We start from the raw sequence: 16,673 nt of genomic DNA, 5'->3' as shown, positions 1-16,673 counted from the left end.
CTAAATGTCAAGGAGTTTTGAGAATTATTGGCTGGGCTATCAATGAGGCTGTTATCTCTGGAGTAAATCAAGATTTAAAATTAATTTTTAAAAAAATTAGTGTAAAACGGCTTTCGTTTAATGACTTCGTGAACTATGGAGAATTGAATTTTGACAGATGCGTAGCCGAAAATGAAAAATTTAAAAGGAAAGATGATCCAGACTCTTCAATAATTGCCGTAAATACTGAGTTAGGAAAAGCAAAATTTACTGAATTCGACTTTAAGAGTTTCGATTTTATAAATTTTTCAAATGTTTCATTTGACAATATTGAAGCTTCGAATGTAAAGTGGTTTGAAGAGAATCAACTTCAAATAAATGGTTCGTTTGCGATTTCAGAGATTGCGTCTAAACGTAAAAGAGAAATTTTCAGGCAAATTAAACAATCTTTAAAAAAGAAAGGGAACTATATTGATAGTCTAACATTTCAATCTCTGGAAATGCAATCATTTAGCAATGAACTGAAATATTCCCCAAACATTTTGAAATGGGAAGATAAGCTAATTATGTTGCTTAACACAACTAATAACTATGGTCTTAGTTGGTGGAAACCAACGAAAATTATTTTATTGATAACGTTTCTAATTTATCTTATTATTTTGCCAATAACTGTTGACAATTTAGAATTTGGGTTTCCTCGAACTTATGTAGAAGGCAATGGAGCCCTCTATGCTGTTTGGAACAATCTCAATATTTTTTGGCAGATGTTTAACCCAGCAAGAAGAATTAGCATTGTCTATGGCGATAATATTTCTGGAGCGGTTTACTTTTTGGATATGATCCACCGCTTAATTTTAGGGATATTTATATATCAAATTATTAGAGCCTTTAGAAAATTTGTTTCAAAATAATGACAGAAAAAGAAATTTGGCAAACTGCAATAAAGCAAGTCCTTTCAGAGAATGCGGATTGGCATACCAAGAACAATAGCGATAAGTATAACGTTCAACTAGGGGATGTAAAAATGCCACCTAAAATAGTTTTTGCTAGAGCTAATAAATATGTAGAGGAAAATTACCCAGAAGTAAAACTTAAAAATCCGGGTGGAGGAATACCTACCAATAAATTTATCGAAAAACACGGTTTCACTATTACCGAAGACTTGAAGTACAATAACACAGAAAAGAAAAACTTCAATCAAGCTTACAGCAAGATTAAGAACAAAGATTTGTTCCAACAATTTATAGATTTTGCTAATGAAGTACTAACCACCAATAAAATTGAACCCTATAAAGTCCGAATGGGGTTAAATTCAAAAAATGATTTTTTTGTTGTTGTCGGTATGAGGGACGTGTTGTCTTTCCAAGAAAAAGACGATGCGTCTCTAATTGGATTGTTGGTGGAAAAGGGGATGGCAGATAAATTTAAAAGCCACCCTAATTTTGTTAGAAGCTATGCTTACAAGGGTAAACCTGAACAAGAGTATATTCTTTTGGGAGTAAATAGCATTAGTGAAATTGATGAAGAGATACAAGTCAACCACGAAGCTGAGGTCGCAAAACAATATGAGGTGACCATAAATACAAAATTTACCCAATGGAATACAAAGGCAAGTACTACAAATAGCGTTTTAAAGTACTTGATGTTTCAGAAAGGAAATGCCAAAAAGTTTACAACAAAAATCAAGAAAACACACAAGATGGAATTTTTTACAGAAGAAGAGTTCGGTTTATTGGAAGAAACTCAAGGCAATGCCTACAACAAAGAATATCCCGATATGCAAGAGGCGTATAAAAAGCTTCAAAAAAGCTATGCTAAAGTTGAATACTGGGCTGAAGAAACAAGAAAAGTTTTATTCCCTGATGGAACGTCAAAAGTTATTAAGAAACCTACGAATAGAGCAAATAACTTTGAATCATATCAATGGGCAAGGATTTATCCCAATAAAGAAAAGCTTGAAAAAAAATGGTTAGCATACACAGTTGGGATAGAGTCTAATGGTTGTTTTAACGTTAAATTCGATACATACCTTGTTGATGAGAAAAGCCAAAAAAGAAAACTCTACCTTAAGCTTAACGATAACTACAAAAATGCAGACATCGTTAAAAAAATACCCTTTAATTCAAAGGAGGCAAAAGATTGGGATTCCCTTATTGAGGCAACAGTTTTATTTATGAAAAAGATTGAGCCAGAATATCACAAGTTTTACAGCAGGTTTGAACCTAAAAATGAACAAAATATGAATGCCGAACCCCGTGGCTTTAAAGAACCCTTAAATCAAATATTATTTGGACCACCAGGGACGGGTAAAACCTACAGTACAAAGGAACTTGCCGTTGAGATTGCCAATCCAAGTTTTAAATACGATAGTGCTAGTGAATTGACCTTTAGAGAACAGCGTAACATAGAGTATCGAAAACTTGTTGATAACAAACAAATTATCTTCACGACATTTCATCAGAGTTTTGGGTACGAAGATTTTGTTGAGGGTATAAAGCCTACTTTAGGTGATCAAGATAATAAGGAAAAAGATGTTTCATATATACTAGAATCGGGAGTTTTTAAGCAGACTTGTGCAAGAGCTGCTTATAGCTGTTATAAAGTCTCAAGAACATTAGAGCAAGGTGAGGATAGCTACTCGTTTGACGACTTATACAATAGCTTTATAGACAATTACCGTGATATGGAAGTCAAACCCATTTTTACATCCATAACAGGAAAGGAGACTGAGATTTTTGAGATAAATAAAAACGACTCTATACGAGCTAGAGCAAAAGGATCTCAAGCTAGCCACGTTGCACCACTTACCAAAGAAAATCTTCAAAAGCTTTATGATACTTTTGATTCAGTAGCTCAAATAAAAAATCTGCAAGAGATAAAAGACTGTGTAGGAGTAAGTCCAAGGCTTACGGAATTCTACGCAATCTTTAAAGGTATAAAAGACTATGAAGCTTCGTATTTCAAAGAATTCAAAAAGGAAATTGCAGAACAAGTAGCTCTTGAACTATCCGATGAAGATATTGCGAAAAAGTTTGATGCTGGCGTTTTTGATAAAGCAATTCGAGCCAATTATGAGCGTGCCGATAATGTGGTACTTATTATAGACGAAATTAATCGAGGAAATGTATCACAAATCTTAGGTGAGCTTATAACACTTATCGAACCTGATAAGCGTTTAGGAGGAACTGAAGCGCTTACAGTAAAACTACCTTATAGCAAAAGTGATTTTGGAGTTCCTATGAATGTATATATCATTGGAACAATGAATACTGCCGACCGTTCCGTAGAAGCTCTTGATGTTGCACTAAGGAGGAGGTTTTCTTTCAAAGAAAAAATGCCCAATGCTAAGTTGTTACAAAACAAAGAAGTTGCGGGAGTTGACCTCACAGAATTGCTTGAAGTTATTAATGAAAGGATTGAAGCTCTACTTGACCGAGACCATGCGATTGGACATTCTTATTTCTTTAAGGTTATAGAGGCTAAAAACCAAGAAGCAAAACTAAAAGAAGTTTTTAAGGATAGTATTGTTCCATTACTTCAGGAGTATTTTTTTGGCGATTACAGCAAAATAGGATTGGTACTTGGTGAAGGGTTTGTTACTGTTATTCCTCCAAAGAATGAAGGTGTTTTTTCTACATTTAATAAAGGTCAAAATACCGTGGAATTAGTTGAAAAATATGAGCTAAATACTATTGATGAAGATTTTGACATTAGCGGTGCACTTCAAAAGCTAATGGCTTAATGCAAAGAATTAATTACATAAAAGTTTTTGAACACGGTTTTTTAAAAGTTGGCATGTCCTATGGTGCTAAAAAAATCAAATTAAAAAAAGAACACTTTTTATCCCTTGTCAAGCTAAATGAACTTCATAATGATAAGTATTTTACGGTAGGCTTAAATAAAATTAAATTCAAGCAATACGTGGGAGTGATTCAAGTTGGCAATTTGTGCATTGAAATCCTTCCAAAAGCAGATAAAACTTCAGGAGGTGAAGTGATATGGCAATCGGTACTTATAGAAATGCTTAAAACTACTAAAAGGCTGAAGGTGCAAAAGGTAGGAAACGCCAAAATTGATAAGCAGAACAAACACCTGCTTGATATTTATTTTGATTGGTATTTAAATGAGCTTCAACTTTTAATTCGGCAAGGTCTTATCCGTCAATACGGCAATAAACGGAATAATCTGCACTCGTTAAAAGGAAAGCTTATTTTTTCCAAGCACATTTCTAAAAACGTTATACACAAAGAGCGGTTTTTTTTAGAACATCAAGTATATGACTACGACCACCTCATCCATCAAATACTGTTTCAGGCACTATGTGTTGTAGAACAATTTTCCAAGGGTAAAAGCCTGTACAGTAAATGCAAGACTATTGCCTTAGATTTTCCAGAAGTAAAAAGCATACAGGCATTAGAAAGCACCTTCAATAAACTGCCAAAAAATAGAAAGACAAAACCCTATGTAACAGCCCTACAAATAGCACGCTTTATCATTCTTAATTATGCTCCAAACGTTACAAAGGGTAAAGAGGAAATGCTCGCATTGCTCTTTAATATGAATGACCTTTGGGAGCAATATATAACCGAAAAGCTACGCCAAGCATTAAGGAGCACATCTTTCACCGTATATGGTCAACAGTCTAGGAATTTTTGGAAGGGAATCACCATACGTCCTGATATCGTGATTAAGCAAGAAGAGAAAACAGTTTTAGTTATTGATACGAAATGGAAAAATATTTGGCGAGCAAAGCCATCTACCAATGATTTGCGACAAATGTATGTTTACAATGATTACTGGCAATCGCCCGAAGCCATCTTATTGCTGCCTCATACGGATAATTTAAAAACGATTTCAGAGCCTTTTGAAGAGAAAGGCCATAGATGCGGCCTTATGTGGATTAGCGTTCTTAAAAACGGTGTATTGAACACAAATATTGGTAAAGAGTTGAAAGAAAAATTCATTTTTGAAGAAATTCTATTACCTCAACCTGAAGAGCATCCGCAATACGCTTTAGAGTAAAAATACTTGTATTTATTTCTCCTCTTTCAATACGTCCAACTTGATTTTTAGGGATGTCTGCCTCTATGCTTAATTTAAATTGGGACAAACCTTTGTTCTCCCGTACTTTTTTCACATTTGCACCTAATAATTTCAGGAACTTTTCTTTATACTTGTTTCTTTCGGAAATCATACCGAAAGGTGCTAATAGGGATAAAATTATTCGGACACATATTTGTGTCTAGCCGTAATTTTTCTTATTCTTGAAAGATGAAGTTTAAGTTTAAGTATTTACGTGAAAAGTTTTTTTACGACTTAGCAGTTATTTGTGCTATGGGCGTACCCCTTATATCTATTATTTTTGACATTTTTACTGGGTTTATGTACAATATTGCCACGTCTTCTTATGTGATATTAGTTAGTATATTTGGGTGGCTGTTGATACTACTATTTGCTAGTAGCGGTGAATAGTTAGAGAATTAAAATTAAACATGCTCCCGAGTGTGCAACAGATTAAAACAGGCTTTTTGTTTTACACATAAACTCAAAACGTTTTTTGATTTGACATAAATCCCTGTTTACATGTTATCAACGCTTTTAAAAAGCCCCTTAATAGCATTACATTTTAGAGATAACCTTAGAGCCACTAAGTAACCCAATCAACTAGTAACATCAAAGGATTTATTATACCCCCTGAATTACATTTTTCAACACAATAAATTTCGTCTTTTGGTCGGACAGGAATATCCCATATTTTTTTTACGCTATTATAAGTAAAATGGTACTTCAACAACTGGCTTTCAAAATAAAAGGATAGAAACAATCTGTCACCTATTTTTGGACTGTATTCAAAGTCAAAAAAATCATTTCTATTTAAGTGATTCCTTATAATTTCTTCAAAGCTTACTCGCTCACATCTGCGATAAGGTGGCCTGTCATCAATAATCAAAGACTTATAACGTGGGTCACGCTCAGCATCATGAGTGTAAAGTTCCCAATAGTAATCTTCCTTTATATTTATTCCTGCATCTATTTTCAATTTAAAACCTTCGCTCATAAAAAAAATTGATATGGACGTATACCTGATTCTATGGTATTACCTAAAAAAAACCCTGCCTAAAAGAAAAATGGAATACTTTTAAGGGGTGGGGTCAGTTTCTACTATGAAAGTAATAGTTTTTTGGGTTTCTTCTAAAAATGAGCATGATAACTTATTAACTTATTAACAACACCCATTTTGCGGAAGCCTTTTTTTTAATCGCTTTAACCAAATGAGAATAAATCGCTTTGTTTACACCCTGAATAACACCCTCTACAAACAAAAAACCCACACTATCTTGATTATCAGATAAATGTGGGTTTCATAAGTGGTACCTCCAGGAATCGAACCAGGGACACACGGATTTTCAGTCCGTTGCTCTACCAACTGAGCTAAGGTACCAGTAAGTTTTTAGATCGTACTTAGAAGAGAAGCTCTCAACCAAGGCGGGTGCAAATATAATTCTATTTTGGCTTTTGCAAAACATAAAGTGCAAAAATATTCGTCCCCAATTACCTGCTTTTAATATACTATTAACATCCGGCGTGAAATGATGTTGTATTTTTATCGTCTTTAAGCCGAAATGAATTTAGTAATAGATGTTGGTAATACACTTGTAAAGCTAGCGGTGTTCGATACAGACACGCTTCAGCTAAAAAAGGTATTTGTAAAAACAGAGTTCCTTAGCGTGCTTTCGGAAATTACAGAAGAGTATCCCAGTATCACCCACTGTATTGTATCTTCTGTTGGTAATTTTTCAGAATATCAATTTAAAAAATTAAAACAGCGCTATTCGGTGTTAGAGGTAACGCATGAAACCAAGGTTCCATTTGCGAATAAATATAAGACCCCAACAACCTTAGGCGTAGATCGAATTGTACTTGTGAGTGCTGCAGCGGTTCAATTTCCCGACAAAAATGTACTTGTCATAGATGCAGGAAGCTGTATCACCTACGATTTTTTAAATCAAACGAACGAATACCTTGGCGGAGCCATTGCTCCAGGAATTACGATGCGATATAAAGCGATGCATACGTTTACGGCAAAACTTCCGTTATTGGATGCAAACCTTCCGAAGAACTTAATAGGAAATTCGACAGCGAGTTCAATGCATTCGGGTGTGATACAAGGTGTATTGAACGAAATCGATGGTTTTATAGCCGCCTATAAAGAAAAATATACCAATTTAACAGTTATTTTAACAGGTGGGGATGCTCATTTTTTGCGAGATAGCTTAAAAAATGACATCTTTGCCAACTCAAATTTTCTGTTGGAAGGTTTACATTACATTTTAGAACATAATAAAGATTGATGTTAAAACGAATTATAGTAGTAGTTTTTGTCCTTATTTCGGGTAGTGCACTAGCACAAGAAGGTACTACCTCTCCGTACTCTTTTTACGGAATAGGTGAATTAAAATTTAAAGGGACAGCCGAAAACAGATCCATGGGTGGAATTAGTGTCTTTTCAGACAGTATCCACCTCAATATTCAAAACCCGGCCGGTGTTGCAGACCTTCGTCTTATTAACTATACAGTGGGTGCAAGTCACAAACGTGTACTTCAAAAAACAACAGACGATAAACAGAATACTACGACCACTTCTTTAGACTATTTGGCGATTGGTGTGCCAATGGGCGATTTTGGGGCAAGTTTTGGCTTGATTCCTTATACCGCCGTAGGTTATAGTATTCGTAACCAAAGTAACGGAGTAACCTCTACCTTTAGTGGTGAGGGCGGACTTAATAAAGCTTTTTTAACATTGGCGTATAAGATCACCCCTAAGTTTAGTGTGGGTGTTGACGTTAATTATAACTTCGGAAACATTGAAAACACCCAATTAACCCGAATAGAAAATGTACAATTGGGTACCTTAGAGGTAAACAAATCGGATCTTTTAGGTTTTAGTTACAACTTCGGAGCCATGTATAAAACAATGATTTCTGAAGACTTAGAACTTATGGCTTCGGTAACCTATACCCCCGAAACCGACTTCACGGCCGAAAATGAGCGACAACTGGGAACGGTGTTGTCTACTGGGATTGGGGCGGTTAATGTCGATGTGCGTGATATAGATGTAGCGGATACTGAATTTACGTTCCCTTCACAGTATACCATTGGATTGGGAATAGGAAAACCGAAAAGTTGGTTTATTGGAGCCGAATATACCGATCAAAAAACCAGTAACTTTACCAACCGCACCTTCGTTATTGAGGATGTGAACTTCCAAGATGCTTCAAAATATAGAATAGGAGGCTTTTATATACCAAACTACAATGCCATCGGAAGCTTTTGGGAACGGGTGGTCTATCGTGGCGGATTTCGCTTCGAAGAGACCGGACTTAACCTAAGAGGAGAGGATATTAACGAGTTTGGCATATCTTTTGGAGTTGGTATACCCGTAGGACGAATTTTTTCCAATATTAATGTCGGATTTGAGTTTGGAAAGCGAGGGACAACGAATAACGGATTGGTTCAGGAAAATTTCTTCAATACATTTTTAAGTCTGTCACTTAACGACAGATGGTTCGAAAAAAGATATTATGATTAAAACACTAAACACTAACACGATGAAAACGAAAGTAACTTCACTATTAGCTTTATTTCTATTTGCGATAGTATTTACAGGAACTGCTCAGATGGCGAGCGACCCTTCAGAATGTCAAATTACATTGTCACTTTATTCTGAAGCTGCGAAAGCAAAAAATTATAACGAAGCATTAAAGCACTACGATAAGTTGGTAAAGGAATGTCCAAAAGAAAGTTTGGCTATTTATCAATACGGAGATCGAATGTTCAAGCATTTTATTGAACAAGGAGATGCTTCTAAGGTAGAAGACCTTATTCAAAACTATAAGTACAGACTTCAATTCTTCCCGGAGAAGTCGAAAGAAGGAGACATCTTAGGCGATATCGCACAAGCGATGTACGACAACGATCTTGGTACTAAACAAGAACAGTTTGATGCATTCGACAAAGCGCAAAAAACCGACCCGGATAATTTTACGAGTCCGAAGGGATTATACACTTATTTTAACCTGGCTATTCAATTACAAGACGCCGGTCAAAAAGACCTTCAGGATATCTTCGAATTGTACGATGTATTGATCGAAAAGATCGAAGGAAAAGAGAACGATATGGCTGTTATATTAAAGCCATTAATGGAGAAGCAAGAAAATGAAGAGGAACTTTCTAAAAAGGAAGCTAAGCGTTTAAATGCTGCTGAAACTAATTTGGGAAGTTATGGTAAGATCAAGGGTAGTATCAATACACTATTAGGACAAAGAGCCGATTGTGATAACTTGATCCCATTGTTCGAGAGCCAGTATGAGAGTAAGAAGAATGATGTAAACTGGTTAAAGGTTTCTGCAGGTAAGTTAAATGGTAAAGAATGTGAAACACCGTTGTTCTTTAAAATGGTACAACAGTTACACAACTTAGAGCCTTCTGCTAAATCTGCTTATTACTTAGGTAGGTTGGCCGATAAAGACGGAAACAGTAGCAAAGCATTAGAATACTATAACCAAGCGGCAGATTTGGAAACCAATCCAAGCGATAAAGCTAGAGTATATTATAGTATTGCAGAGAACTTCCGTAAAAAAGGTAGTTTTGGAAGTGCGAGAAACTACTATAACAAGATGCTAGAAGCTAAGCCTTCTGCCGGTATTGCGTACCTTCGAATTGCTAGTATGTATGCAAGTAGTGCAAACAACTGTGGTACAACTCCATTCGAGAAACGAGCAATATACTGGAAAGCTGCAGATATGGCCTCGAAAGCGGCTAGAGTGGATGCTTCATTAGCTAGCAATGCGAACTCTACTGCATCGGCTTACAGAGGACGCGCACCAGGAAAACAAGAGATATTTAGTTCTGGTATGGCAGGAAAGACCATTTCTTTTAGCTGTTGGGTTGGAGGAAGTGTTAGAGTTCCTAACCTATAAGAATGACTTTTAGAGCACATATGATAAAAAGCGTGATAACACTTTGTAGTGTTGTCGCGCTTTTTGCATGTGAGGGAAATTATAAAAACATACAGCAACTTAATTTAGCAGACAACGCTCCAATCATGGAGGGAAGAGGAGTGAACTTAAAATATACCGATTCGGGAAGAGTTACTTCAAATCTTATAACTCCATACATGAAAGATTATTCAAACCTTTCTTTCGCATATCAAGAGTTTCCGCAGGGTGTAGAAGTACGCTTTTGGGATGAGAAGAATCAACGCAGTACTGTAACGGCAGACTATGCCATTAGTTACATAAATACCGATCTTATCGATCTACGTGATAATGTGGTGTTAAGAACTAGCGATAGTATGGTGTTGCGAGCCGAGCAATTGTATTGGGATAAAAAAAATGAATGGGTGTTTACCGATAGACCCTATCAAATAAAATTTAAGGATGGCTCTTATAACAACGGAATCCGTTTTGATTCCAACCAAGATTTTACTACCTTCTTATCAATGGGAAATCAAGGAGTGCAAATCATAGAGTCTGAACAACTTTCAGAAACAGATCAATTAGACAATGGGAACTAAAATTTATAAACTTTTTGAATACGCATATATCGTTATGGCTGTCTTTGCAGCTTATTTGGTATATGAGAATTGGACCACGAACAGAACACGTGCGTATTTGTTCGCTTTCTTTACGGTCGTGGCCATCTTTATGTTCTTTTTTAAACGAGGCTTCCGAAAAAGAATTGAAGAGCGTAGAAAAGGAGATCAGTAGTATATTCTAATTTTGTACCTTTATCGTACGACAGTAGGTCGTTAGTTTTAATTCGATACCTTGGACTACAGCATCCTTATAATCATCTTGTCGTTACTTTTTTCTGCTTTCTTCTCAGGAATGGAGATCGCCTATGTTTCGTCCAACAAGATCCATATCGAGATTGAAAAAAAACAGAATAATTTTCTAGCCGGAATTCTAAAGAAGATCACTCGTAGGCCTTCTAAATTTATCGCTACGATGCTGGTTGGGAATAACATCGCATTGGTGATCTACGGTTTCTTTATGGGTGATTTGCTCATGGAATATATTCCCATTGCAGGCTTTACCGGTCTACTGGTGCAAACTATTATTTCGACCTTGGTAATTTTACTTACTGCCGAGTTTCTTCCAAAGGTGTTCTTTCAGATTTATGCCAACAATTTGGTTAAGATCTTCGCGGTCCCGGCTTACTTTTTTTATGTAATCTTCTCTTTTATTTCTGAATTTGTGATCTGGATCTCCGATCTGGTATTAAAGGTATTCTTTAAGACCCAAGGGGATAACGTACAGTTAAGTTTTAGTAAATTGGAATTGGGAAATTACATTAGCGAACAAATGGAAACGGTTGAAATAACGGAAGAATTAGACAGCGAAATCCAAATCTTTCAAAATGCCTTAGATTTTTCCGAAGTAAAATCAAGAGAGGTCATGATCCCTAGAACAGAAGTAGTGGCCGTCGACATTGATACCACTCCTAAAGAACTAAGCAAACTGTTTACCGATACGGGCTTGTCTAAAATATTAGTATATAACGACAATATTGACGACATCTTAGGTTATGTACATTCGTTCGAATTGTTTAAAAAACCAACAGCGATCAAAAAAGTACTAATGCCGGTGGTATTTGTGCCCGAAACCATGTTGGTAAAAGATGTCTTAAACATCTTATCTAAAAAACGACAAAGTATTGCAGTGGTAATCGATGAGTATGGAGGAACCTCGGGTATAATGACCGTAGAAGATATTATAGAAGAGCTGTTCGGAGAAATTGAAGATGAACACGATTCTATTGCCTTGATCGAAGACCAAATTGGAGAGGAACACTTTACTTTTTCCGCAAGACTGGAAGTAGATTATGTTAATGAGACCTATAAATTAGATCTACCCGAGAGCGAGAACTACGAAACGCTGGGTGGAATGATCGTAAGTTTTACCGAGGGCATCCCAGAGCAAAATGAAACGGTTGAAATAGAGAATTATACCTTAAAAGTATTGGAAGTCTCTAACACCAAAATCGAGCTAATAGAGCTAAAAAGCAGACCCGAAGATTAGTTTTTTACACAATTGACCGTTTTTTTTAAAATGAACCTTTTATTAGTGAAGGGAAAATGCTATTTTCGCCCACTAAAATAAATTGAAAAAACCCTACAAAGCAAGGTTTAATTACCAGATAGGGCTTTGGAGAGAAGAACGTTAAACGTATTGTTTGCGGTAGCGTGAACAAACTAGTATAAATTTGAACGACAGATGGCAGTATTAAGTAAAATTAGACAACGATCCGTATTTTTAATCATCATCATTGCATTGGCATTATTTTCCTTTGTATTGGCCGATGTAATCCGAAACGGCGGATTTTCTTCCGATAAATCGCAAACCACGATTGCGACCGTAAATGGTACCGAAATTTCTCGTCAGGAGTTTGCCGAGAAAGTAGATGCTTACGAAAAGCAAGTGGGACCTAATATCACTTCTACGCAAGCTGTAAATACAATTTGGGAACGTGAAATAAGAAGTACGTTGTTAAAAGAACAATACAACGAATTAGGCCTTCGTGTTGGTGCCGATCAATTAAATGCCGCCTACGCCCAGTATTTAGGGGCCAATCAGAATTTTACGGATGCAAACGGACAGTTTAGTCGTGCCAAGCTTAATGAATACATGGCTAGCATTAAACAAAACGAGCAATTGTATAGCTTTTGGCAAAATAACCTTCGTAGTATAGAACAAACCGTACTAGAACAAACCTATTTAAACATGGTGAAAGGTGGTTTAGTATCTACCTTAGCTGAAGGCGAACGTCAATATCGTTTTGAGAACGACAAGATCAATATCGAGTATGTTCAAATTCCTTACACTTCTATAGCCGATACCGATGTACCGGTGAGTGATGCCGAGATCAAGGAATATGTAGAAGCACATCCAAACGAGTTTCAAGTAGACGCTCAAGTGGATATTCAATATGTTCTTTTTTCTGAAGAACCTTCAGAAAGTGACATCCAAGAAGCACGTGCATCCATCACAGCCTTGTTGGACGATCGTGTGGAGCGAGGTGATTCTCTCGTTGGATTTAGAAACACAACCGATAACGAAGAATTTGTAAATGAATATTCCGATGGTACGTATGTTGGTAGATGGCAATACAAAAGAGAATTGCCGCCTGCCATTAGCGACACGATCTTTACTATGAACGAAGGTGAGATCTACGGTCCATACCAAACCGACAACCGTTTTAACCTTACAAAACTAATAGAACGCCGTCAGTTACCAGATTCGGTTGAGGCTCGCCATATTTTGATCCCAATTGGATTAAATCCAACCGACAGTATTACTAGAAATGATGCCCAGGCCAAAGCTGCTGCCGATAGTATTTTACGCGTAGTACGTGGCGATCGATCTAAATTTCCGGAGATCGTTACCGCAATGTCTTCAGATCAAGGAAGCGTTGAAAGAGGTGGACATTACGATTGGTTTACTTACAATATGATGGTGCCGGCATTTAGAGATTTTACGTTCGAAGGAGAGACCGGTGATATTGGTGTGGTTAAATCGAATTTCGGATATCATGTGATCGAGATCGAAGGACAAAAGAACATGCAGCCGGTTGCTAAGATCGCTACTGTTTCTAAAGATATTGAAGCTTCAGAAAATACATTGAATGATACATTCTCTAAAGCAGCGCGCTTCGAAGAAGCAGCACGAGAAGGTGATTTTTCCGAAGTAGCCAAAGAACAGAACTTGCAAGCCAAGCCTGTAAATAAAATTGGTGAGCTGGATGCGAATATTCCCGGAATTGGGACCAATCGTGGAATTGTTACTTGGGCCTTTAATGAAGACACTAAAGTAGGCGATATCACTAAAGAAAACACGGCCAATGGGTATGCCATCGTGCAACTTACGCGTAAAAGTGAAGCAGGCTTGATGAGTGTGGCAGAAGCGTCTTCTAAAGTAATTCCAATTATTCGTAACAAGAAGAAAGCAGAGAAGATTCGTGCTTCTATTAGCGGTACGAGCTTACAAGAAATAGCGAACAATAAAAATGTACAGGTACAGAACGCTACAGCATTAACTTTAGCTGCTCCAACCATCCCGGGCGCGGGTAGCGAACCAAAAGTTGTGGGTGCTGCCTTCGGAAAGAAAGCGGGAGAGACCACCGATCTTATCAACGGGAAATCCGGAGTTTTTAAAGTGCGTGTATTAGCCATTAACAAGGCTCCAGACCTAGATAATTACGCTTCGTACGCGAATCAACTAAATGCGACTGTTGTTCCGCAGATGAACACAAAAGTTCATCAGGCGCTAAGAGAAAATGCCGATATAGAAGATAATCGCGCTAGTTTTTACTAGTCGTTGAATAAAGTATTTAAGAAAGCCGCTACGAATTTAGCGGCTTTTTTTATTTGATCATCTCAGAAAATGGGATAATGGTAGTAAAGCCTTTTTTCCTAAAATAGTCCATAGCGTCCATATCACCAATCGCAAGTATAAAATCACCGCCCCAAGCTCCTAGACTCTTTATTGCGTTTGGATAATCAGAAAAGAATCGTTCCTTAATGGTGGGAAGCTGAATGGCTTCGGAAACTAAGCGTTCGTGCGCCACTATTAGTTGCTCAAAATCGCTTAAGGTGTAGCACAATAATAACTTCTGACTAATATCTGAAATACGCTGGATCGTACTTGACTTTACCGAAGCGTGTCGGTAGTGGTTGATCCCTGCTTTGCTATCTTGCTTCCGATTTAAGTGCACGAAGAATAAAGATGTTGAAAAACCCCAAGGTAAATGCACGCTTTTTACGACTGGCGGTGTCGCACGCTTGTATAAAAAAGGACCATCCTCACCTGCTGCTGCAATATCATAGCCGCTGCCGCCAAAACTACGCTCTAAGAGCTCGAACGCATTAACCTCTGCCCATTGCGCAATATTGTTAATTAAGGTAGAAGAGGTGCCCAATCCCCAGTCCCTAGGAAAATTCAATGAGGTGCTAATGGTATAGCCTTTATTTTCTGAAAGGAAGTCGGGATTTAATTGCTTTGCTTGCTGTAATATGTTGAGCAAGGTAGCGCGTTTAGAGGACGCATCTTCTAAATGGGCTGTATGGATTTCTTCGGAAGCAATTTCATCAAAGGTAAAGGTGGTTTGAAACCAGATGGCGTCTTTTTCATCTAAACTTTTCCATTGAAGCGTATTCGTTTCCGAAGCAGTGATCGATAGTGATTGACCGTATTTAGTAGGGATCGCTAAAGCAACAGCACCGTCTAAAACTACATATTCGCCGGTGAGCAATAACTTTCCATTACTGTAAAACTGTTTGTTCAAGACGAATTTCTATGAGAATTGATAAATGCCGTGACATTGGCGTGAGAAACACTATGGTCTGCAAAATGAGCGATCGCTGCGGCTTTTTCGTTGGTGGTTGCTTCCAACTGATTCAAAATATTCATGAGGTGCATTTTCATGTGTCCTTTTTGAATTCCGGTAGTAACCAAGGACCGCACTGCCGCAAAATTTTGAGCAAGTCCGGCAACAGCTACAATTTGCATCAGTTCTTTGGCATTGGGTTTTTGTAAGATCGAAAATGCTAGCTTCACCATAGGATGAAGACTTGTTAGACCGCCAACGGTCCCCAAGGCCAACGGTAATTCGATCCAGAAAGTAAAGATGCCATCTTCAATCTTTGCGTGTGTTAAACTGCTGTAATACCCGTTTCGAGCTGCATAGGCATGAACTCCGGCTTCCACGGCTCTAAAGTCGTTACCGGTAGCCAGTATAAGGGCGTCAATACCGTTCATTATTCCTTTGTTGTGTGTTACGGCTCGTCTCGTTTCCGATTTGGCGATCTCGATTGCGCGCACGAACTTTTGTGCGAAAGTAATTCCTTCCTGTTCTGTTTTGCCTAAGGCGGATACATTGCAGCTAACTTCTGCTCGCACTCGGCATTCGGGCACATAGTTAGACAGTATGCTGAGAACTACCTCCGGGAGGGTGTCTTCTGAAAGAAAGGCAGCATGTGTTTGCGCTTTTTCTTCAAACCTCGCAGCGATGGCTTCCAAACAACTATTGATGAAATTAGCACCCATAGCATCTCCTGTTTCGAATCTACAGTGTATTTGATAGTAGCCCTCAAGTGTTTCAGTGCCATCGATGAGCTCCAGATCGATTAATCCACCACCTCTTTTTTTCATATTCTTTTGAATATGCTCAATACTTTCCAGTAATTCTGGTTGAACCGATTCGAAGAAGGTCTCAAGTGCTGTTTTCTTTCCGAAGTAATTGAAATGAATTTGCCCATTCTTTTCTGTCGAGATCACTTCTGCTTTAAATCCGCCGCGATCTAACCAGAATTTGGCGGCATTTCCGGCGGCGGCCACGACCGAACTTTCCTCGATCACCATTGGCAAAGCATACAAGGTACCATTGATCAAAAAATTAGGTGCTACGCCAAATGGAAGGTAATAGTTGGTTAGGGTATTCTCTATAAAATCATCGTGAAGTCCTTGTGTCTTGGGATTGGTATGCCAATATGAAGTTAGCAGTTCACGGGCATTTGGAACATCAACAAGATAGTTTTCAATGAGCCATTGAATTTTTTCTTCCTTATTTTTTTTTGAGAATCCAGAAACAGGTTTCGACATACGTCTTAAAATTGAATCACAAAGATAGTATTT

The 16,673-nt window shown here is 37.6% G+C and carries 14 protein-coding genes and 1 tRNA gene; 10 read left to right on the top strand and 5 right to left on the bottom strand.

Annotated features, from left to right (window positions below):
- The 3 genes from DWA30_RS13315 to DWA30_RS08435 all read left to right on the top strand — a co-directional run.
- A partial coding sequence (locus tag DWA30_RS13315; protein WP_168421756.1) for a hypothetical protein occupies positions 1 to 890 on the top strand: 890 nt, incomplete at its 5' end.
- Positions 890 to 3,721 (top strand): McrB family protein, encoded by a 2,832-nt coding sequence (locus DWA30_RS13560; RefSeq protein WP_317048343.1) that lies wholly within the window; start codon positions 890 to 892, stop codon positions 3,719 to 3,721. The genes DWA30_RS13315 and DWA30_RS13560, both read left to right, overlap by 1 nt.
- Positions 3,721 to 5,001, top strand: a complete 1,281-nt coding sequence (locus DWA30_RS08435) for an McrC family protein (protein WP_114492099.1) — start codon at positions 3,721 to 3,723, stop codon at positions 4,999 to 5,001. The genes DWA30_RS13560 and DWA30_RS08435 overlap by 1 nt, the downstream gene beginning before the upstream one ends.
- Here the strand turns inward: DWA30_RS08435 and DWA30_RS08430 are convergent.
- From DWA30_RS08430 to DWA30_RS08415, 3 genes are all read right to left on the bottom strand, one after another.
- On the bottom strand, positions 4,940 to 5,173 hold the full coding sequence (locus DWA30_RS08430) for a helix-turn-helix domain-containing protein (protein WP_114492098.1): 234 nt from the start codon (positions 5,171 to 5,173) through the stop codon (positions 4,940 to 4,942). The genes DWA30_RS08435 and DWA30_RS08430 overlap by 62 nt on opposite strands.
- A gap of 453 nt (positions 5,174 to 5,626) precedes the next feature.
- A complete protein-coding gene (locus DWA30_RS08420) occupies positions 5,627 to 6,037 on the bottom strand; it encodes a hypothetical protein (RefSeq protein ID WP_114492096.1) in 411 nt (136 codons plus the stop codon).
- Positions 6,038 to 6,348: 311 nt separating this feature from the next.
- A tRNA-Phe gene (locus tag DWA30_RS08415) sits at positions 6,349 to 6,421 on the bottom strand.
- Positions 6,422 to 6,602: 181 nt separating this feature from the next.
- Here DWA30_RS08415 and DWA30_RS08410 point away from each other — a divergent pair.
- From DWA30_RS08410 to DWA30_RS08380, 7 genes are all read left to right on the top strand, one after another.
- Complete coding sequence (locus DWA30_RS08410) at positions 6,603 to 7,331, top strand: type III pantothenate kinase (protein WP_114492095.1); 729 nt, start codon at positions 6,603 to 6,605, stop codon at positions 7,329 to 7,331.
- Positions 7,331 to 8,569: a BamG family beta-barrel-assembly machinery protein gene (gene bamG / locus DWA30_RS08405; protein ID WP_114492094.1), complete on the top strand. Its 1,239-nt coding sequence runs from the start codon at positions 7,331 to 7,333 to the stop codon at positions 8,567 to 8,569. Before DWA30_RS08410 ends, bamG begins: the two co-directional genes overlap by 1 nt.
- Positions 8,570 to 8,588: 19 nt before the next feature.
- Entirely contained in the window at positions 8,589 to 9,959 is a 1,371-nt protein-coding gene (locus tag DWA30_RS08400) for a hypothetical protein (RefSeq protein WP_245933884.1), read from the top strand.
- Positions 9,960 to 9,961: 2 nt separating this feature from the next.
- Entirely contained in the window at positions 9,962 to 10,555 is a 594-nt protein-coding gene (gene lptC / locus DWA30_RS08395) for an LPS export ABC transporter periplasmic protein LptC (RefSeq protein WP_114492092.1), read from the top strand.
- Entirely contained in the window at positions 10,545 to 10,748 is a 204-nt protein-coding gene (locus DWA30_RS08390) for a hypothetical protein (protein ID WP_114492091.1), read from the top strand. Before lptC ends, DWA30_RS08390 begins: the two co-directional genes overlap by 11 nt.
- Before the next feature lie 60 nt (positions 10,749 to 10,808).
- Complete coding sequence (locus DWA30_RS08385) at positions 10,809 to 12,062, top strand: hemolysin family protein (protein WP_114492090.1); 1,254 nt, start codon at positions 10,809 to 10,811, stop codon at positions 12,060 to 12,062.
- 195 nt (positions 12,063 to 12,257) lie between these two features.
- Positions 12,258 to 14,354 (top strand): peptidylprolyl isomerase, encoded by a 2,097-nt coding sequence (locus DWA30_RS08380; protein ID WP_114492089.1) that lies wholly within the window; start codon positions 12,258 to 12,260, stop codon positions 14,352 to 14,354.
- 49 nt (positions 14,355 to 14,403) lie between these two features.
- On the opposite strand, the gene DWA30_RS08375 is transcribed toward DWA30_RS08380, so the two are convergent.
- Positions 14,404 to 15,324: a GYDIA family GHMP kinase gene (locus DWA30_RS08375; RefSeq protein ID WP_114492088.1), complete on the bottom strand. Its 921-nt coding sequence runs from the start codon at positions 15,322 to 15,324 to the stop codon at positions 14,404 to 14,406.
- Positions 15,321 to 16,652 carry a hydroxymethylglutaryl-CoA reductase, degradative gene (locus DWA30_RS08370; protein ID WP_317048344.1) on the bottom strand — a complete coding sequence of 444 codons (1,332 nt, stop codon included), beginning with the start codon at positions 16,650 to 16,652 and terminating at the stop codon, positions 15,321 to 15,323. The genes DWA30_RS08375 and DWA30_RS08370 overlap by 4 nt, the downstream gene beginning before the upstream one ends.
- Positions 16,653 to 16,673 lie beyond the last annotated feature (21 nt).

The sequence above is a fragment of the Candidatus Ulvibacter alkanivorans genome, from assembly GCF_003333325.1.
GTDB lineage: Bacteria > Bacteroidota > Bacteroidia > Flavobacteriales > Flavobacteriaceae > Ulvibacter_A > Ulvibacter_A alkanivorans.
Note: the sequence above shows the minus strand (reverse complement) of the source record. Positions and strands in the feature narration are given on the sequence as shown.

Bases quoted from the DNA above. Each gene is read 5' to 3' on its own strand.
- DWA30_RS08420 (WP_114492096.1), bottom strand. From the start codon at position 6,037: ATGAGCGAAGGTTTTAAATTGAAAATAGATGCAGGAATAAATATAAAG.
- lptC (WP_114492092.1), top strand. From the start codon at position 9,962: ATGACTTTTAGAGCACATATGATAAAAAGCGTGATAACACTTTGTAGT.
- DWA30_RS08410 (WP_114492095.1), top strand. From the start codon at position 6,603: ATGAATTTAGTAATAGATGTTGGTAATACACTTGTAAAGCTAGCGGTG.
- DWA30_RS08390 (WP_114492091.1), top strand. From the start codon at position 10,545: ATGGGAACTAAAATTTATAAACTTTTTGAATACGCATATATCGTTATG.
- DWA30_RS08400 (WP_245933884.1), top strand. From the start codon at position 8,589: ATGAAAACGAAAGTAACTTCACTATTAGCTTTATTTCTATTTGCGATA.
- DWA30_RS13560 (WP_317048343.1), top strand. From the start codon at position 890: ATGACAGAAAAAGAAATTTGGCAAACTGCAATAAAGCAAGTCCTTTCA.
- DWA30_RS08430 (WP_114492098.1), bottom strand. From the start codon at position 5,173: ATGATTTCCGAAAGAAACAAGTATAAAGAAAAGTTCCTGAAATTATTA.
- DWA30_RS08435 (WP_114492099.1), top strand. From the start codon at position 3,721: ATGCAAAGAATTAATTACATAAAAGTTTTTGAACACGGTTTTTTAAAA.
- bamG (WP_114492094.1), top strand. From the start codon at position 7,331: ATGTTAAAACGAATTATAGTAGTAGTTTTTGTCCTTATTTCGGGTAGT.
- DWA30_RS08380 (WP_114492089.1), top strand. From the start codon at position 12,258: ATGGCAGTATTAAGTAAAATTAGACAACGATCCGTATTTTTAATCATC.